The following is a 17,376-nucleotide window of genomic DNA, read 5'->3' as shown; positions in this document are numbered from 1 at the left end:
GCGCAAGCCTGTGGTGTTGCACTTGCCGCACAGCATGGGTGTTGACTATTGACAAGACAATGCTGCGCAAGAACCGCTAACTTGACTAGAGGAAATTTCTTATAACCCGTCGGAAGGAGCGTCATGAAGAACATGCTTGCCAGGACAGCCGCTTATCTTCCCATGATGACCGTCCTGCTCGCATGCGTGGCCGGCGCTGTCGTCCCCTCGTGGAATCCGAGCCTGTCGACCATGACGGCCATCCTCTGGCTGCTGGCCGCCGGCGGCGCCGTCTGCCTGATGCTGCGCCGGGCCATCGACGCCGATGACCGCACGCGCGACCTGAACCTGCGGCTGGCACGCGAACTGGCGGCGCGCCGCGGCGTCGAGGAGATGTTGGCCGATACCCAGACCGTGCTGTCGAAAGTGGTGCGCCAGCAGGAAAGCGTGCGCGACGGCGAGCGTGCCCGCATCGCCCGTGAAATCCACGACCAGCTCGGCCAGACCCTGCTCACGCTGCGCGCCGACCTGTCGTTGCAGCAGGTGGCGGCGAACGGACTCCATCCGGCGCTGCACCAGAAGACCGGCGCCATGATCGGTACGCTCGACGGCGCGCTCGGGTCGCTGCGCGCCGTGGTCAGCGAATTGCGCCCGCTGGCCCTGGGCGAGGGCTTGCGCGGCGCGATCGAACGCCAGCTCGAGGAATTCACGCGCCTGAGCGGGATCGCGCACCGGCTGGAGATCAGCCCCGGCCCGCTGGGCGAAGGGGACATGGCCGCGTTCGAGGGCGACGCCCTGCTCTACCGTGTGCTGCAGCAGGCGCTGGCCGACCTCGCCCACCAGGCCGGCGCCACCGAGGTGCGTGTCGGCCTGCAACGCGGCAGCGATGGCCTGACGTTGCGCATCGACGACAACGGCCATGGCAACCGGCGCCCGGCACCGCCCTGCGCCTGCGGCCTGGCAGGCATGCGCGAACGGGTCGAAGCATGCGGAGGCGCCCTGCGTATCATCGCAAGATCGGACGGCGGCATGGCTCTCGCCCTGACCCTGCCCCAGGCCAGGGGCCTGGCACCCGCCTGAAAGTCAAGCCGGCGAATATTGCTACACCTCAATAGCCAGGAACGCCGCCGTCGCAGAATCGGTCCTTGTCAGCAATCAATAGATTGCTCAACGGAATCGAAAAGGCCGAGTGATGACCAGTACAGCGATGCAGCGCGTGACAGCCCAGGCAATCGAGACTCTTGCGGAGGCATCCTCTTTCGCAACGGACGGCTCGGACGGCCCCGCCGCCAATTCGCTTCCTGGCAAGGCCAGCCACATCGCCCCCGCCGCCGATCTCGCCTTTGCCTACCAGCTGATGGAAATGCTGGCGATCCCCGCCTTCGTGCTCGACAGCCAGGGACAGGTCCTGATCTGGAACCGTGCCTGCGAGCGCCTGACCGGGGTGCCGGCGGACGAGATCGTCGGTACCGACAACCACTGGCGCAGCTTTTATGACGAGCCGCGCCCGACCCTGGCCGACCTGGTGATCCAGAACCGGGTCGAAGAAATCCGCCACATCTACCCGCGCCACGGCAAGCCCGGCGCGAATGCGTCACCGCTGTCGGTGGAAACCTGGTGCGACATGCCGCGCGTCGGCAGGCGCCGCTACCTGGCGGCCGACGCCAGCCCGATCTTCGACGACAACGGCCGCCTGAAAGCCGTCGTCGAAACCCTGCGCGACCTGACCGACGAGAAGATGGCGCAGGTCGCGCTGGAAAAGCTCGCCACCCGCGATGGCCTCACGGGCCTGGCCAACCGCCGCTGCTTCGACGACACCCTGGCCGCCGAATGGGAGCGGGCGCTGCGCCTGCGCCAGCCGCTCTCGTTGCTGATGGTCGACGTCGACAATTTCAAAGCCTACAACGATGCCAACGGGCACCTCGGCGGCGACGAATGCCTGAAACGCATCGCCACCGCCGTGGCCAGCGAAATGCGCGCCAACGACCTGGTGGCGCGCTACGGCGGCGAGGAGTTCGCCGTGATCCTGCCGAACCAGTCGCTCAAGGGCGCCGCCATCGTGGCCGAGCGCATCCGCCGTCGGGTCGAGAAGCTCGAATTGCCGAACGGTGGCGCGCCGCTGCGCCGGGTGACGGTGTCGATCGGCGCCGCCACCGCGATCGCGGGACTGGAAACCCGCGCCAGCGAACTGGTGGCGATCGCCGACGCCGCCCTCTACCGCGCCAAGCACCTCGGCCGCAACCGGATCAGCCTGCCGCTGGCCGAGGGTTGACCAGGACATGCATACCTGGTCGCGCTGTTCATTCCTTGGGGAATATCTTATGCTTCGCGCCAGATATTTCCTGAGGAGACAGCGTGTCCAAACTGCTTTCGACGGCACTGGCGCTTTCCGCGCCGATGCTGCTTGCCGCTCCGGCGACCGCGGCCCCGGCCGTACCCACCAAAGCCGGCGGCGACGTCCTGCCGTTCAAGGCGCTTGAAAAAACCCTGCCCAACGGCCTGAAGATCATCGTGGTGCCAACCGGCCTGCCTAACCTGGTGTCGGTGACGATTCCCGTGCAGACCGGGTCGCGCAACGAAGTCGAGCCAGGCAAATCCGGCTTCGCCCACTTTTTCGAACACATGATGTTCCGCGGTACCAAGGCCTATCCGCCCGAGAAATACCAGGAAGTCATCACCCGCGCCGGCGCGCGCCAGAACGCCTACACCAGCGACGACCTCACCAACTACTACACGACTTTCGCCAAGGAAGACCTGGAAACGGTGCTGAAGGTCGAGGCCGACCGCTTCCAGCACCTCGATTATCCGATCGAAGCGTTCAAGACCGAAGCGCGCGCCGTGCTCGGCGAGTACAACAAGAACAGCGCGAATCCGATGCAAAAGCTGTTCGAGGTGCAGCGCGACGCCGCCTTCGACACCCACACCTACAAACACACCACGATGGGCTTCCTGAAGGACATCGAGGACATGCCCAACCAGTACGACTATTCGAAGGTCTTCTTCGACCGCTGGTACCGGCCCGAAAAGACGACCATCATCGTCGCCGGCGACGTCGACCCGAAGAAGGCGGTCGCGATGGTCGAGAAGTACTGGGGCGGCTGGAAAAAAGGGAATTACAACGTGCCGGTGCCGCTTGAACCCGCCGCGCGCGGCGCCCAGTACCGCCACGTGCCGTGGCCGACGCCGACCCTGCCGCTGGTGACGGTCGCCTTCCGCGCCCCGGCCTTTTCCGACACCGAGAAGGATGGCGCCGCATTGTCGATGCTGCTCTCGCTCAGTTTCGGACGCACCTCGCCGCTGTACAAGCGCCTGGTGCAGGACGAGCAAAAGGTCGACCAGCTGTTCGACTTCACGCCGAACCGGGTCGACCCGACCCTGGCCACCATCGGCGCGCGCGTCAAGAAGCCGGCGGATGCGCTGTACGTGCGCGACGCCATCCTGCAGACCCTGGCGCGCCTGCGCGACACGCAAGTCACGGCGAAGGAACTGCAGGACGCGAAATCGGCGCAAAAATACGGCCTGGTGCGCACCCTCGACAACACCGAGCAGATCGCCGCCACGCTCGCCTCCTGGGTGCACTTCAAGCGCTCCTACGGCACCCTGAACCGTTACTATCGCCTGGTCGACAGCTTGACCCCGGCCGACCTGCAGGCGGCCGCGCGCAAGTACCTGGTCGACGACAGCATGGTTGTCACCACCCTGGCGCACGATGCGCTGCCTGGCGGGATCGACAACCTGCCCACGCTTGCCGCCATGACGCCCAAGGCTGGCGCCGTCGAACTCGACATGCTGGTGCAAAAGTCGGCACTGCCGCAGGTGCGCTTCAAGCTGCTGTTCGCGGCCGGTTCCGCACACGACCCGCAAGGCAAGGAAGGCCTGGCGGCGCTCACCGCCGCGATGGTCGCCTCGGCCGGCTCCGCGACACGCAAGATCGATGAAGTCACCAAGGCCCTGTTTCCGCTGGCCGGCAGCTTCAGCGAACAGGTCGACAAGGAGATGACCACCTTCAGCGGTTCGATCCACAAGGACAACTGGGACGAATACGTCGGCATCGCGCTGCCGCTGTTGCTGGAACCCGGCTTTCGTGAAGAGGATTTCCGCCGCCTGAAGGACGCGCAAAAGAACGCGCTGCTGCTCGACCTGAAGGACAACAACGAAGAGGAGTTCGGCAAGGAGCGCCTGCAGGCGAACGTCTTCGCCGGCACGCCCTATGCGCATCCGGTGCTCGGCACCGTCAAGGGCCTCGAGTCGATCACGCTCGAAGACGTCAAGGCCTTTTATCGCCAGGCCTATACCGCTGGCGCGGTACGGGTCGGCATGTCGGGCGACGTCAGCGAGGCGATGACCACGTCCTTGAAAGAAGCCCTGGCGCGCCTGCCCGCCGGCGCCGGACTGCCGGCGACAAGCGTGCCGCAAGGCCGCAAGCCGAACGGCCTGGAAGTGGAAATCATCGAGAAGAACACGCGGGCGACGGCGATCTCCTTCGGCCTGCCGCTCGCGGTGACGCGTTCGCACCCGGACTTCCCGGCGCTGTGGCTGGCCAAGACCTGGCTCGGCGAACACCGCGCATCGAGTTCGCACCTGTACCAGCAGATCCGCGAACTGCGCGGCATGAACTACGGCGACTACGCCTACATCGAAGCCTTCCCGCGCGGGATGTTCCAGTTCTTCCCGAATCCCAACCTGGGCCGCAAGGCGCAGCTGTTCGAAGTCTGGATCCGTCCGGTGGCGCCGCAGAATGCGCATTTCGCGCTGCGCCTGGCCTTGTCGGAACTCGGGAAAATGGTCGACGGCGGCCTGTCGCAGGCGGACTTCGAGACCACCCGCGACTACCTGATGAAGAACGTCTTCGTCATGACCGCAACCCAGGACCAGCGCCTCGGCTACGCGCTCGACGCGCAGTGGTACGGCACGAATGAATTCACGCGGATGATGCGCGATGGCCTGGCCAAACTGACCGTGGCGGACGTGAATGCGGCGATCAGGAAGCACCTGTCGGCGCGCAACCTGTCGGTCGTATTCATCACCAAGGATGCGGCCGGCCTGAAGAACGCACTGGTGAGCGACGCCTTTTCGCCGATCACCTACGATGCGGCCAAGCCGCAGGCGGTGCTGGACGAAGACAAGGTCATCGGCGCGATGAAGCTCGGCATCAAGCCCGAAAGCGTGACGATCACGCCGGCGGCGCAGGCGTTCGCGGAGTAACAGGTTTCGACCGCGAACGTGGCATACCGTAGGGTGGGCTCTCGAGCCCACGCGGTCGTACCCATGCATGCCGCAACATGTCCGCAAGCTGCACGTTGGCGCGGCTTCCGGTCACGTTGCAGTATGCGTCGGCACGTGCGCGTGGGCACAAGTGAAGTGACCCCACCCTACAAGACAAAGGGCGCCCGCGGGCGCCCTTCTTCGTTCAGCGGCGAGCATGAACCTGCCGCCGCTTCACGCTTCCTGCCTTAGCGCGTCATCTTGTTCCAGCCATGACGCACGGCGTCCTTCATGTTTTCCCAGGTCGAGCCGGTCGAGCCGTTGCGCGATTCCCAGTTCGTGCGCAGGTCGGGTTCGACGTCGTCCCATGGACGGTTACGGTACAGGTCGCTCTGGCGCATTTCCGAGCCATAGCTATAGGCCGGCTTGTACTTGTCGTAGTCCGACGTGCCGGTGCTGCTGTAGGTCGCGTTGTAGTGGTTGCGGTAGTAGCTGTCGTCGTCGTCCGAGGTCATCTTGTCCCAACCCGACTTGACGGCGTCCTTCATCTTTTCCCAGGTCGAACCGGCCCTGCTGCCGCTGCGCGAGCTCCAGTCGGTGCGCAGGTCGTTTTCGACGTCGTTCCACTGGCGGCCGCTGTACTTCTGGTTGCGCGCCATTTCCGAGCCGTAGCTGTAGGCCGGGGCATAGTCGTCGTACGAACCGCCGGTGGTGCCGTAGGTGCTGGTGAAGTGGTTGCGGTAGTAGTCGTCGTCGCTGCCCAAGCTGGAACGGGCCGAACCGGCGCCGAGCTGCTCGACTTCGACTTCGGTGTGGCGCACGGTGTCGTTGATCTGCTGCTCGCGCTGCGTCACTTCCTTGTTGATCATGACTTCCTCGACCACGCGCGCCGATTTCTCGACCACGGCTTCCTCGGCCGTTTCGCGCATTTCGATCGACTGCTCCTTGAAGGCGGTGGCGTCCAGGGCGCTGATCGGCTCGTTGACCGGACGGCGCTCGACGTTCACGTGCTCTTCGCGCAGGCCGATGCTTTCGTTGACCGGGGTCTCGACGATGCGCGAGAACACGCGCACGCCGCCGCGCTGGACTTCACGCTTGCCGACTTTCAGCTGCTCCTGCACCACGGGAATCGCGGCGGTGGTGGTGTCGCGCTGTTGCGAACCGGTCAGGCTCGCGCCGGACAGCGAGGAACCTTGCAGGTTCGAGGTCGAGGAGGCCGAGCCTTCGAGCGAGGAGCCGGTCAGCGACGAGCCGGTCGACTGGTTCTGCTGCAGGCTGCTGCCGGTGCCGGCGCCATAGCTGCCAACCGACAGTTCGTCGCGCGAACCGAGCGGTTCCTGGTAGGTGGTGCCCATCGGGTTCGGGTCGTTGAGCGACTGCTGGTTCAGCGGCAGGCGGTCGGGGTCCGATTGCAGCGACATCGAAGAGCCGCCGCTCATGCTGCCGGCGCTGCCCAGCATGGCGCCCGAGCCTTCGGTCAGGCCCCATTTTTCCGACTGCTCGTCGATGTCGATCGGGCCGAAGCGCTCGACGATGTCGGCGGCGCGCTCGACTTCCGGCTCGCTGTCGGTGTTCACGCGCAGCACGTGGTTGCCGCGCTCGATGGCGTTCGAGTACTTGGACGAGTGCTCGTCGTTGTCGGCGCCGAAGATATCGCTGAAGAAGTTCTTGATGCTTTCGCCGATGCCTGGCTCGTTGTCGCCAGTGACGGAGGTGGAAGCGGAGGTCGGAGCGGCGCCGGAGGTGCTGGACAGCGTGCCGCCCGGTGCGGTTTCGTCGCCATGCGAGAGGCGCACGTCGCTGCTCGAGAAGCCCGAGGACAGCAGTTCGTTCTTGGCGCTGACGGCATCGTTATGGTTGTCAAAGACGGCGATCAGGGTATGTTGCATGATGAGTCCTCCAGATAGTATCGGTTACTTCATTGGCGGGTGCCGGATTCGTCGAAACGTTCGACACTGACCTGTTCGGCCTTCAGGACCACTTCTTCCTGGTGGTGTTCCTCGCGACGGATCCGGGTGATGTGAAGCTCTTCCTTGATGCGCACACGGCGCTCGACAACCAGGACTTCCTCGAGGACGGGCACGATCAGGGTGTCGCCCTCGTAGCGGTTGGCGGGCGCTTCGTCGGCTGCGACGATACGGTCGACCGCGACGTGCCTGACTTCCACCTCGTCGCGCCCGAGGCGCTCGTCGATGGTGACCGGCTGTTCGACGACGCTCTTGTGTACGCGAACGCCGCGTCCCGTGTCGACCGTCCGGGTTCCGATGGCCAGTTCTTCCGCGACGACGGGAACGCGTAAAACGCCTTCTGTTGCCTGGTCTTCTGAATTAACTGCCATTGTTTCGACTCCGTGTGGTTGCTTGCACAAGACACAATCAGCGTACTCCAAACAGACGCGACACCGCACACTATTGACAGCCGTAAATGTTAAGAATAAAAAAAGATAAAAAGCCAAGAAAAGGCGCGGAGATAGGAGCGGCGCCGCACAGACAATGCATGAGGCATGCCCGGTTCGGCGCGAGGACAAGGATTGCGCAAACGAAAAAAAGGCCTCGAACGAGGCCTTGGGAGTCAGAACTTAATTGAACGGATTGGCCACGTTCCGCACGTCGGGCGGTGGCAAGTGTTCCGGCAAATCCTGGGCTTCGAGTTTGGCCAGCACGGCGTCGAGTATTTCCTTGAGGCGGCGTGCATGGGCCAGCCCGGCCTTGTCGGCGGTGAGGTCGACGTCGCCCGAGATCGTGATGCGGTCGAGCCGGTTCTCGATCATCAGGTTGTCGACCTGCAGGACGTCGGCTTCGTTCGCATACGGGACAAAGGTCTTCTTTTTCGCAGTCATGGGTGGCTCCGGTGATTAACTAAAAAACGCGCGCTCAGGAAAAACGGTTCTTCGGCTTCGGCTGACGGATCTTCGGCAGCGCCAGCATGCGCTCCTTTTGCTGGCGCGACAGGGAAGGCAGGAATTCGATGCCGACGATGCGCTCGAGTTCGGCCACGGGAATGACCTGGATCTGCGCATTCGCGCGGTTTTCGGTGAACCAGGCCGCCGCCGCCTTCTGGCGCGGGCTGTACACCACCTTGTACAGGTGGGTCGGCACCAGCACGTTGCCGATCTTGCGCAGGTTGCTGCCGAGGTAGGCCGGCCCGGTGATCACGTACAGCTGCCCTTCCTTCTTTGCCATCTTGCGCACCGCGCCTTCGATCGGCGCCCAGATGTGGCGGTTGTGGTCGCCATCCTGGGGCACCATGTTGGCCAGCGTGAAACTCTCGCGCTGGGTATGGCGGTCGGGCATGTCGCCGTTGGGCGCCATGTGGCCGCGGTCGTAGCCGCTGCGCGCATAGTCGTCGAGTTCGGCGCGCTGGCCGCGCGGCAGGCGCGGTTCGGGATGGAAGCTGTTGTCGCGCTTCAGGCCCTGGGCCGATTCGACGTTTTCGGCGCGCAGGTTTTCCGCCGACCACAAGGGCGTGCGCGTGACACCCGAATGCATGATGCCGAACACGCCGTAGCACAGTTCGCGCGTGTCCACGGCCAGCTTCGGGTTGCGGATCTCGGGCGCGCGGCCTTCGGCGTAATGATTCGGACAGCTAGACGCGGCTGCGAGCGCGGGTGCGAACAGCGACGCCACCAGGGCGGCGCCAGCGACAAATTTCTGGAACATGGATAAAAGGACATTATGTGACAAGAGCGCATTGTAGCCGACACACATTCGACAGACGCGAAATTGCTGTCCAAATCCGCCCGTCAATACAGGCGCACGGTAGGCAGGAGGCATGCATCGTTAGCAGGAATGCTCTAGAATTGCGGCTCTTTCGATAACATTCCATACCGGAAACAGCCCCGTCAATGGAAAAAGTCCCATTCCCGGAAGACTTGCGGCGATTCGTGCTCACGAGTATTCCGTCGGTGCCCTTCCTCGAAGCCCTGCTGCTGCTGCGCGCCAATCCGGCGCAGCAATGGCATGCCGATACGCTCGCGCGGCGCCTCTACGTGCGCGAACGCACCGCTCAGGGCCTGCTCGAAGACCTGTGCCGCGCGAACATGGTCGTGCCCTGCCCCGGACCCCAGCAGGAATGCTACCAATACGGGCCCGCGTCGCCCGAACTGCGCGCGCGCATCGACGCCCTCGCCGACCTGTACGCGCGCCACCTGGTCGAAGTGACCCACCTGATTCATTCTTCCCTCGACCGCAAGGCGCAGCAATTTGCGGACGCCTTCAAACTGCGAAAGGACTAGCCAGTGGCGGAGACCATCTACATCCTGTGCATCCTGACCTCGCTTGCCTGCAGCTGGCTGCTGTTCGCCAGCTACCGGCGCACGCGCTTCCGCCTGCTGTTCTGGAGCGGTTCGTGTTTCGCGGTGATGACCCTGAATAACCTGTTCCTGTTGCTCGACAAAATCGTGTTTCCCAACATCGACTTCCTGCCGGCGCGCCTGATCAGCGCCCTGGTCGCCGTGTCCCTGCTGCTGTACGGCCTGATCTACGAGAAGGAGTGACGATGACCGACCTGATCACCGGCGCGATCTGCATGGGTTCGCTCGTCATCGCGCTCTTTTTCCTGCGTTTCTGGCGCGCCTCGAAAGACCGCTTCTTCCTCTATTTCGGCGCCTCGTTCTTCATCGAGGGCATGCACCGCCTGTATTCGGCGCTGCACGACGCCGGCGCCGAGGATTCGCCGCTGCACTACCTGATCCGCTTGCTGGCCTACGGCCTGATCCTGTGGGCGATCCTGGAGAAGAACTTGCCGCAGCGCGATAGACGGGGTGACCACGACTAGCGTGCGCCCGCGCGGTACGGGCTCGGGGATAATGAAGCCATGTGAACATTTTGATATGGAGAACAGCATGGCAACGATCGACCAGCGCGACCAGCCGCAATTCCCGCAGGCGCCGCAACCGGGTACCGACGAACACAACCGCTCCGACAACCTGCTGCCGGGCGACGAAGGCGCCGAAGACGGCCGCTTCGAAGTCGCCGAGGAAGTCAGCCTCGACATCCAGGGCGACGACACCCGCCGCGTCGGCCAGCTGCCCGGCAGCGTGACCGAGTCGATGCCGGACACGGTGCAGACGGAACCCGAGGACGAGAACAAGGGCACGCCGTAACCGTTCTCGCGCCGTACAAGAACGGGCGCCGCGGCGCCCGTTCTTTTTATATCTGCCTTATACCTTCACACCCATCTTCAACCCCTCGATCGTATGGGCCTGCACGATCGGTTCCAGCCGCTCGACCACGCGGCAGGTGATGTGGCGGCGCAGTTCCGGCGCCAGGCTGTCGTAATAGGCATGGGTCAGTTGCAGGTCGTGCTTGTCGGCGTTGCGCGCGTCGGGCGCATCGACGCCGAGCACGAACACCGGGCGCGAACGATCCGATTCGTTGGCCGTGCCGCGGTGGATCGTCAGCGCCGAGCGCGCCGAGATGTCGCCCATCTGCGGCAGCTTGCGCTGGGCGCGCGCCTGGTAGCGTGGCCAGAGGTCCTGTGGCGGGAACATCGGGTCGCCGTCCTTCAGGTCGTCCCACTGGGTGCCGGGCGCGATCTCGAACGGCCCCATGTCCTCGGTGACGTCGACCGTGGTGATGTTGAACGCGAGCGAATTCAGGCGCCGCCCGACCAGCGTCGCTTCGGGCGAGCGGAAATCGCGGTGCCAGGGCTGGTGCAGCGCGCCCGGCCCCGGCACGTCGAAGCCGGCTTCGACGATGCGATACTCGGGGCCGAGGATCGCGCGGCAGACCGCCACCACCCACGGGTGCCCGACGATGTCGGCAAAGCCGGAAATGCGCTCCGGGTGCACTTCCACGTAATAGCGGTTCGGCCCGCGCGCGAGCGCGCCGCCGGGCTGGCGCTGGGCTTCCTCGAACAGGGTGGCGATGTCCTGCCCGAGCCGTTCGACCCAGGCCCGTTCGAACGCCCCCTTGCAGGCAATGATGCCGTCGCCATACAGGCCGCCCATGATGGCGGCGACGTCGTAGGTGTCTTGGTCGGCTTGGGTGTTCATTAGCGAATCCTCCTCGTTTCTTGGCGGGTTCATGGTACTTCGAAACACTTTACTGGTGCGCACGCTCAGACCCGTAGGGTGGGCGCCCCGAGCCCACGCGTAAACGTTGCAAGGTGTTGGCTTCGTTTTATCAAAGACCCCGCCAACACGGTGCCGGCTTCACGCGTGGGCTCGGGGCGCCCACCCTACGCGTCCTCACCAATCCAAGGTCAACAACAAGGCCCCCATGCGCGGCCAGCACAGCTGGCTGATCTCCTCGCGCCGCGCCCACCTGAAGCCATCCATCTCCGGCGTCGGCTTGCCGGTCTTCGCATGGGGGTAGTAGCTGCTGCAGTGCAGCCCTGCCAGGTCGCCCAGTTCGTCGCCGGCGTCGACCCGGAACAGGTGCAGGCGCTTGTCGCGCCGGTAGTCGAATTCGCCCAGGTCGTGGAAGCGCGCGGCGTCGAAGACCGCGCCGGCTTCCTCGCGCAATTCGCGCATCGCCGCTTCCAGGCTGGTTTCGCCGGGGTCGCGCATGCCTTTGGGGATGTCCCAGGCGGCCGTGTGCGTCACGTGGCACAGCAGCAGCTGGCCGCGCGTATCGAGCACCAGGGTGCCGCAGGAAACCGTGTGCTTCGTCATAAGCCCTTTCCGATGTGTGCTTCGGTCGCGGTGGCCAGCGCCTGCTCCAGGGCTTCGCGGCTGACCGGTTTGGTGAGGTGCTGGTCGAACCCGGCTTCGTGCGAGAGCGTCATGTCGCTCGCCGCACCCCAGCCGGTGAGCGCGACCAGCACCGTGTCGCACAATGCGCTGCCGGGCCCGGAGGCACGGATCGCCCGTGCCAGCTCGTGCCCGTTCATGCCCGGCAGGCCGATGTCCAGCAAGGCCAGGTCGGGCAGGAAGGCGCGCGCCGCCGCCAGCCCGGACGGGCCGTCGTGCGCCATGCGCGTGTCGTGGCCGAGCGCACCGAGCAGCGCTGCCAGGCTGTCGGCGGCATCGACATTGTCGTCGACCACCAGCACGCGCAGGCGGCGCGCGGGCGCCTGCGCCGGCGCCGCCTCGCCCGCGTCTTCCTGACTGCCGGCACTACGCCGCAACGGCAAACGCACCGTGAAAGTGCTGCCGCGCCCGCGCCCGGCGCTGAAGGCATGCACACGCCCGCCATGCAGTTCGACCAGCCGGCGCACCAGCGACAGTCCGATCCCGAGTCCACCCTGGGCGCGGTCCAGGCTGCTGCGCACCTGGGTGAACATCTCGAATACCGAACCGATGGCTTCGGGCGCGATGCCGATGCCGCTGTCGGTGACCGACACCACCGCCTGCCCGTCCTCGCGCCAGGCCGCCAGCGCGATGCGCCCGCCGCCCGGCGTGTATTTGGCCGCGTTGTTCAGGAGGTTCGACAGCACCTGCACCAGGCGCGTCGGGTCGGCATCGAGCGGCAGCGGCTCGTCCGGCAAGGACACCTGCAGCTGATGCTTGCCGGCCTGGATCAGGGCCGTGCTCGATTCGACCGCCATCGCGACCGCGGTGCGCAGGTCGACCTGCTCCTTTTTCAGTTCGATGCGTCCGCGCGTGATGCGGGCGATGTCGAGCAGGTCGTCGACCAGGTGGATCAGCTGGCCGAGCTGGCGGTCCATCATCTCGTGCACGCGTTCGGCGGTGGATACATTCCCGGGCGCCATGCGCAACAGGTCGAGCCCGGTGCGGATCGGCGCCAGCGGATTCCTCAGTTCGTGCGCCAGCGTGGCCAGGAATTCGCTCTTGCGGTGGTCGGCCTCGGACAGGTCGGCGGCGATGCGGCGCAATTCGTCCTCGGCGCGTTTTTGCTCGGTGATGTCGCGCGTGATCGTCGCCAGGCCGAGGTGGGCGCCATCGGCGCCGTGCACGGCGAAGCCCTTGAAATACACCGGCACGCCCTTGTCGCCGCCATGTCCTTCCCTGCCGGCGAAGCGCAACTCGCCCTCCCATTTCTGCGCGCCCCCGGTCAGTGCCGGCACGACGTCGTTGCGCACAAAGGCGCGGCAGTCGTCGGAGAACAGGTCGAGCAGGCGCACGCCGCGGATCTCGGCGTCCGCCTGCAGCCCGGCCATCGCCCGCCCCGCGCGGTTGAGGTAGAGGCCGGCGCCGTCGGGCGCGAAGATGCCGATGAAGTCGGACGACTGCTCGGCCACCGCCGCCAGGCGGCGCACGCCCTCCTCGGCCAGGCGCCGTTCGCTTTCGTCGCGCAGGTAGAGGGCGATGCCGCCGCCGGGCGTCGGAAAACAGTTGATCTCGTACCAGCCGCCCCAGGCGCCAATGTGGACTTCGGTCCGGGTCGCGCCGCGCCCGGTCGCGCAGCGGCGGCAGGCCTGCTCCTGCGGGCTGCCGTGCCAGTCCGGGAATAGGTCCCAGAACACGTCGCCGAACAGCTGCGCGCGCTCCATTCCCGTGATGCGCTCGGCCGCGCCGTTGGCGTAAGCGATGCGCCAGGATGCGTCCAGCGCCAGGAAGCCGTCGGTCATGCTTTCCAGGATCGCGTGCGAGCGTTCCTCGGCGGCCTGGCGCGCTGTCGCCTCGGCGCGCTGGCCGATCACCAGCGAGGCGGTATTGGCGAGCAGGTCCAGTGCCGCGGCGTCGTGTGCGGTACGCGCCGCACCTGCGCGGTAATACCAGGTGAACGCGCCCAGCACGGCGCCCGCGGGCGCGATGATCGGCAGCGCACTGCAGGCGGCCAGGCGGGCGGCCAGGGCCGGGACGCGGCAGCGCTCCCACAGCGGGTCGCGCGCGATGTCGGCGCAGTCGACCGGTTCGGCGCGCCAGGCCGCGGTGCCGCCGCCCGCCCCCAGCGGCGCGATACCGACGCCGTCGAGCGCGGCGCGCAGCGCGTCCGGCAGGCTCGGGGCCGCCGCGTGCGCCAGCGCGTTGCCGGGACCGGCGAGCTGGATCCCGACCAGCGCGGCGCCGCCTGCGTAGTCCTCGGCGGTGCGCGCCAGCAGGTCGAGCACGTCGCCCAGCGGCGCGTCCGACACGGCCAGCTCGAGCGCGCCGCGCTGGCCCACCGCCAGCAGGTTGGCGCGGGTGCGTTCGGTGACGTCGATCCCGTGGATCAGGACCCCCGCCACCGTGCCGTCCGGCTCGCGCAGCGCCATGTAGATGAAGTCGACGTAATAGGTATCGAGCTCGCCATGCTCGGTCTGCAGCTGCAGGCGCACGTTGCTGCCCTCGTGGGCGGCACCGGTGCGGTAGACGCCGTCGAGCAGTTCGAACAATCCCTGCCCTTCGAGTTCCGGCAAGGCGGCGCGCACCGACCGGCCCAGCAGCGGGCGCCGCCCGACCAGGGCGGCGAAGCGTTCGTTGGCCATCTCGAACACCATGTCTGGTTTGCGCAGCACGGCCATGAAGGCCGGGGCGTGGTAAAAGATGTCGCGCATGCGCTCGTTGGCCGTGCGCAGCTGGGCGACCAGGCGCTCGCGTTCCAGGCTGCTGTCGTGCAGGGCGCGCTCGCTGGCGGCCAGGTGTTCGATCGCCTCGTGTTCGGCGGTGGCGTCGCGCATGATCTTGGCGAAGCCGAGCAGTTCGCCGCGCACTTCTCCCTCCTTGCGCAGCGCGATCATCATGCCGTCGGCGAAGAAACGCCCGCCATCCTTGCGCAGGTGCCAGCGCTTGTCTTCCGAGCGGCCGGTGGCGCGGGCGCGCGCCGCCTCGTCCTCGGGGTGGCCGGCGGCGCGGTCCTCCGGCGTGAAGAGCATGTCCGCCGACTGCCCGCAGGCTTCTGCGGCGCTCCAGCCGGTGACCGCCTCGGCGCCGGCTTCCCACTCGGTGATGCGGCGCTCGGTATCGGTGCCGATAAAGGCGTAGTCATGCAGGTTGTCGAGGATCAGGCGCAGGCGGCTGGCCTGGCCGGCGGCAGGCGCCGGCGCGGGCGTGGATGCCGACGCGCGCAGGCATTCCAGCTCGGCGTCCTTGCGCCAGCACGCCAGGTAGTGCCCGAGCCGGGCGCGCAGCACGTGGGCGTTGAGCGGCCTGGCCAGGTAGTCGACCTGGCCCAGGGCGTCGGCGCGTTCGAACGGAAAGGCGTCGGGGTCGCCGTCGGTCACGAAGACGATCGGCAGCGATTGCGCGTGCGGGTGCGGGTGCCGGCGTATCAGCTCGGCGGTCTGGAGCGCGTCCAGCGCCGGCATCCGGACCTCGAGCAGGATCAGCGCAAAAGCGGGGCCGGACTGCGCATTTTCCAGCAAGGCGCGCAGCGCGGCCGCGCCGGAATCGGCGCGGACGAGCGTGGCGTCCAGTCCGGCCAGCAGGGCTTCGAGCACCGCGAGATTGGCGCTCTGATCGTCCACGAGAAGAATGCGGGGTTGGACGGAGCCACTCATCGAAGAATAAGTCAGCGAATCAGTCAGCGAATCAGTCAGCAGGGCGCGCCGGTTGCACCGGTTGCGCGTCAATGTGCGAGTAATTGTAAAGAAAACAATGTAGGCCTGGCGCTTCCGATTGTCAATTGTGCGCGCCTCCAGAGCCCCGACTACATCGGCCACATGGACACCCAGCAGGCGATCCTGCCCGAGATCTACCGCCGTTTCGAGCGCGAACAGATCCGCTTCGCGCACCCGATGTCGATCGTGCGCATGGCCGACGGCGAGGCGCTGGCGCATCCGCGGGCGCTGCAGGGCGCGGCGGGGGTGTTCCGGAATCAGGCTGCGACGGCGTCGTGACGCATCGCGCGGACGCGGACGTGCGTTGAACGCGTGGGCGGCGTTCGAGCCGCGTGTATGCGTATGGTCAGATGAAGCCGCCCACTCTACGTCCTGCTGCACACGCCGCGCGGTATCTTGCATTACCGTAGGGTGGGCGGCTACACCGGACCCATCGATCAACGACAGCGTGAACGCCGCCCACGCGTTCAACCAGTGCACGCGATACTGCGCCAGTTGCAGCAGCCAGACAGACATAAAAAAACCCGCCGGGCCATGCGGCCGGGCGGGTTGTGCGGACCCTGAAAAATCAGGCCGCGGACTTCTGCGCCACCGGCAGCGGGTTGACGCGCGCCGCGGTGCCGCCTTCGAGCACGGCGGCCGCGGCCGAGCGGGCTGCGCCCGGTGCCGTGGTGCTGATCAACTCGTGCATGCGGCCGGCGGTCTTGTCCCACGAGGTGTTGGCGACAATGTCGCGCATGCGCTCGACCAGGGCCGCGCGTTCGTCGTCGCTCTTGGCCAGCATCTGCTCGCAGGCGGCGATGTACTCTTCCGGCGTCGAGGCGATGGCGACGACGTCGCCGTACGGCACCTTGACGTCCGTGATCGGGGTCGACACGCTCAGCTTTTCGGCGGCCATGTACTCCAGCACCTTGGTCGGGCTGATGAACTTGGTCGAGTCGTTCATGGCGAACGGCAGCAGGCAGACGTCCCAGCCGGCCAGGAACTTCGGCAGTTCGTCGTAATTGCGCTGGCCCATGTAGTGGACGTTGGCGGCGCGCGGCAGTTCGGCCGGGTCGATCTTCACGACCGGGCCGACCAGCACGATTTGCCATTCAGGGTGGGCGGCGGCCATCTGGCGCACCAGTTCGGTGTCGAAGCGTTCGTCGATCACGCCGTAGAAGCCCAGGCGCGGACCCGGGATATGGGCTTGATCCGGATGCGAGATGGCGGCGTCCAGCGCCTGGCGGAAGTGCTTGGCGTCGACGCTGCTCGAGAAGCAGTGGGCGTTCGCGTGGCGGTCTTTCTTGGCTTCGTACAGGCTCGGGCCGCCGGTGAAGACCAGGTCGGCGATGTTGAGCAGGGCCGATTCGCGCTGCAGCAGCTGCTTCGGCGGATTCTTGAAGGCGGCCAGTTCGTCCATGCAGTCGTAGACGACCAGGGATGGGTTGAAGTTCTGCAGCAGCGGCAAGGCCATCGGGGTGTAGAACCACACGACTGGACGTTCGCCTTCCGGCACCAGGTCGGCCAGCAGGCGCTGCATGGTCGGCAGCTGGTCGTCGTGGAAGCCCCAGGTATTCTGGATCGGGGTATGCGGGCGGCACACCGTGATGTTCGGCGCGACGGCCGTCTTTTGCAGGTGTGCCTGGCCCTCGCTATGCACCGGTTCCTCGACGAACAGGATATTGTAGTGTTCCGCCAGGCGCGTCATCAGGTGCTGGGGGCGTTGGAAGACGAAGTCCCAGCGGAGGTGGCAAAACACGATCAGGGTCGGCATGTTGATTTCCTTTCGCCTTTGTGGCGCTTTAGTTGATCTTGGTTCCGGAG

At 66.1% G+C, this 17,376-nt stretch carries 16 protein-coding genes; 8 read left to right on the top strand and 8 right to left on the bottom strand.

Annotated features, from left to right (window positions below; all coding sequences use genetic code 11):
- Nucleotides 1-123: 123 nt before the first annotated feature.
- The 3 genes from IFT60_RS00660 to IFT60_RS00650 all read left to right on the top strand — a co-directional run bounded on the left by IFT60_RS00660 (nt 124) and on the right by IFT60_RS00650 (nt 5,184).
- On the top strand, nt 124-1,059 hold the full coding sequence (locus IFT60_RS00660) for a sensor histidine kinase (protein WP_192048392.1): 936 nt from the start codon (nt 124-126) through the stop codon (nt 1,057-1,059).
- 277 nt (nt 1,060-1,336) lie between these two features.
- Entirely contained in the window at nt 1,337-2,251 is a 915-nt protein-coding gene (locus tag IFT60_RS00655; RefSeq protein ID WP_192048792.1) for a diguanylate cyclase, read from the top strand.
- Between the two features lie 83 nt (nt 2,252-2,334).
- On the top strand, nt 2,335-5,184 hold the full coding sequence (locus IFT60_RS00650) for a M16 family metallopeptidase (RefSeq protein ID WP_374000188.1): 2,850 nt from the start codon (nt 2,335-2,337) through the stop codon (nt 5,182-5,184).
- Nucleotides 5,185-5,432: 248 nt separating this feature from the next.
- Here IFT60_RS00650 and IFT60_RS26890 read toward each other — a convergent pair whose 3' ends face one another.
- The 4 genes from IFT60_RS26890 to IFT60_RS00630 all read right to left on the bottom strand — a co-directional run bounded on the left by IFT60_RS26890 (nt 5,433) and on the right by IFT60_RS00630 (nt 8,843).
- Complete coding sequence (locus tag IFT60_RS26890) at nt 5,433-7,073, bottom strand: YsnF/AvaK domain-containing protein (RefSeq protein ID WP_307729653.1); 1,641 nt, start codon at nt 7,071-7,073, stop codon at nt 5,433-5,435.
- Between the two features lie 29 nt (nt 7,074-7,102).
- Complete coding sequence (locus tag IFT60_RS00640) at nt 7,103-7,522, bottom strand: DUF2382 domain-containing protein (protein WP_192048389.1); 420 nt, start codon at nt 7,520-7,522, stop codon at nt 7,103-7,105.
- Between the two features lie 240 nt (nt 7,523-7,762).
- Nucleotides 7,763-8,023 (bottom strand): hypothetical protein, encoded by a 261-nt coding sequence (locus IFT60_RS00635; protein WP_192048387.1) that lies wholly within the window; start codon nt 8,021-8,023, stop codon nt 7,763-7,765.
- Between the two features lie 34 nt (nt 8,024-8,057).
- The gene (locus tag IFT60_RS00630; protein ID WP_192048386.1) at nt 8,058-8,843 is read right to left on the bottom strand and encodes a DNA/RNA non-specific endonuclease; all 786 of its coding nucleotides are present in this window, start codon (nt 8,841-8,843) and stop codon (nt 8,058-8,060) included.
- A gap of 185 nt (nt 8,844-9,028) precedes the next feature.
- On the opposite strand from IFT60_RS00630, the gene IFT60_RS00625 reads away from it, so the two are divergent.
- The 4 genes from IFT60_RS00625 (at nt 9,029) to IFT60_RS00610 (ending at nt 10,288) form a co-directional block, all read left to right on the top strand.
- The gene (locus tag IFT60_RS00625) at nt 9,029-9,418 is read left to right on the top strand and encodes a hypothetical protein (RefSeq protein ID WP_192048384.1); all 390 of its coding nucleotides are present in this window, start codon (nt 9,029-9,031) and stop codon (nt 9,416-9,418) included.
- Nucleotides 9,419-9,421: 3 nt separating this feature from the next.
- Nucleotides 9,422-9,679 (top strand): DUF5985 family protein, encoded by a 258-nt coding sequence (locus IFT60_RS00620; protein ID WP_192048381.1) that lies wholly within the window; start codon nt 9,422-9,424, stop codon nt 9,677-9,679.
- Between the two features lie 2 nt (nt 9,680-9,681).
- The gene (locus IFT60_RS00615; RefSeq protein ID WP_192048380.1) at nt 9,682-9,960 is read left to right on the top strand and encodes a DUF5985 family protein; all 279 of its coding nucleotides are present in this window, start codon (nt 9,682-9,684) and stop codon (nt 9,958-9,960) included.
- 67 nt (nt 9,961-10,027) lie between these two features.
- Complete coding sequence (locus IFT60_RS00610; protein ID WP_197986174.1) at nt 10,028-10,288, top strand: hypothetical protein; 261 nt, start codon at nt 10,028-10,030, stop codon at nt 10,286-10,288.
- Between the two features lie 57 nt (nt 10,289-10,345).
- On the opposite strand, the gene IFT60_RS00605 is transcribed toward IFT60_RS00610, so the two are convergent.
- The 3 genes from IFT60_RS00605 to IFT60_RS00595 form a co-directional block, all read right to left on the bottom strand.
- The gene (locus tag IFT60_RS00605) at nt 10,346-11,179 is read right to left on the bottom strand and encodes a phytanoyl-CoA dioxygenase family protein (RefSeq protein WP_197986173.1); all 834 of its coding nucleotides are present in this window, start codon (nt 11,177-11,179) and stop codon (nt 10,346-10,348) included.
- A gap of 195 nt (nt 11,180-11,374) precedes the next feature.
- Nucleotides 11,375-11,800 carry an NUDIX hydrolase gene (locus IFT60_RS00600; RefSeq protein WP_192048375.1) on the bottom strand — a complete coding sequence of 142 codons (426 nt, stop codon included), beginning with the start codon at nt 11,798-11,800 and terminating at the stop codon, nt 11,375-11,377.
- Complete coding sequence (locus tag IFT60_RS00595) at nt 11,797-15,477, bottom strand: PAS domain-containing protein (RefSeq protein ID WP_192048373.1); 3,681 nt, start codon at nt 15,475-15,477, stop codon at nt 11,797-11,799. The genes IFT60_RS00600 and IFT60_RS00595 overlap by 4 nt, the downstream gene beginning before the upstream one ends.
- A 195-nt stretch (nt 15,478-15,672) precedes the next feature.
- Between IFT60_RS00595 and IFT60_RS00590 the strand changes: the two genes are divergently transcribed.
- Nucleotides 15,673-15,849: a hypothetical protein gene (locus tag IFT60_RS00590; protein ID WP_192048371.1), complete on the top strand. Its 177-nt coding sequence runs from the start codon at nt 15,673-15,675 to the stop codon at nt 15,847-15,849.
- A gap of 289 nt (nt 15,850-16,138) precedes the next feature.
- Here IFT60_RS00590 and IFT60_RS00585 read toward each other — a convergent pair whose 3' ends face one another.
- Nucleotides 16,139-17,326, bottom strand: a complete 1,188-nt coding sequence (locus tag IFT60_RS00585) for a glycosyltransferase family 1 protein (RefSeq protein ID WP_192048369.1) — start codon at nt 17,324-17,326, stop codon at nt 16,139-16,141.
- Nucleotides 17,327-17,376: the final 50 nt, after the last annotated feature.

This window comes from Massilia sp. CFBP 13721, from assembly GCF_014842025.1.
Classification (GTDB): domain Bacteria; phylum Pseudomonadota; class Gammaproteobacteria; order Burkholderiales; family Burkholderiaceae_D; genus Telluria.
The sequence above is the reverse complement of the archived record's forward strand: the minus strand, read 5'-3'. Positions and strand labels throughout refer to the sequence as shown.

Coding starts and splice junctions, on each gene's coding strand:
- IFT60_RS00605 (WP_197986173.1), bottom strand. CDS start 11,179: ATGAACACCCAAGCCGACCAAGACACCTACGACGTCGCCGCCATCATG.
- IFT60_RS00655 (WP_192048792.1), top strand. CDS start 1,337: ATGGAAATGCTGGCGATCCCCGCCTTCGTGCTCGACAGCCAGGGACAG.
- IFT60_RS00615 (WP_192048380.1), top strand. CDS start 9,682: ATGACCGACCTGATCACCGGCGCGATCTGCATGGGTTCGCTCGTCATC.
- IFT60_RS00660 (WP_192048392.1), top strand. CDS start 124: ATGAAGAACATGCTTGCCAGGACAGCCGCTTATCTTCCCATGATGACC.
- IFT60_RS00635 (WP_192048387.1), bottom strand. CDS start 8,023: ATGACTGCGAAAAAGAAGACCTTTGTCCCGTATGCGAACGAAGCCGAC.
- IFT60_RS00600 (WP_192048375.1), bottom strand. CDS start 11,800: ATGACGAAGCACACGGTTTCCTGCGGCACCCTGGTGCTCGATACGCGC.
- IFT60_RS00610 (WP_197986174.1), top strand. CDS start 10,028: ATGGCAACGATCGACCAGCGCGACCAGCCGCAATTCCCGCAGGCGCCG.
- IFT60_RS00640 (WP_192048389.1), bottom strand. CDS start 7,522: ATGGCAGTTAATTCAGAAGACCAGGCAACAGAAGGCGTTTTACGCGTT.
- IFT60_RS00630 (WP_192048386.1), bottom strand. CDS start 8,843: ATGTTCCAGAAATTTGTCGCTGGCGCCGCCCTGGTGGCGTCGCTGTTC.
- IFT60_RS00625 (WP_192048384.1), top strand. CDS start 9,029: ATGGAAAAAGTCCCATTCCCGGAAGACTTGCGGCGATTCGTGCTCACG.
- IFT60_RS00590 (WP_192048371.1), top strand. CDS start 15,673: ATGGACACCCAGCAGGCGATCCTGCCCGAGATCTACCGCCGTTTCGAG.
- IFT60_RS00585 (WP_192048369.1), bottom strand. CDS start 17,326: ATGCCGACCCTGATCGTGTTTTGCCACCTCCGCTGGGACTTCGTCTTC.
- IFT60_RS26890 (WP_307729653.1), bottom strand. CDS start 7,073: ATGCAACATACCCTGATCGCCGTCTTTGACAACCATAACGATGCCGTC.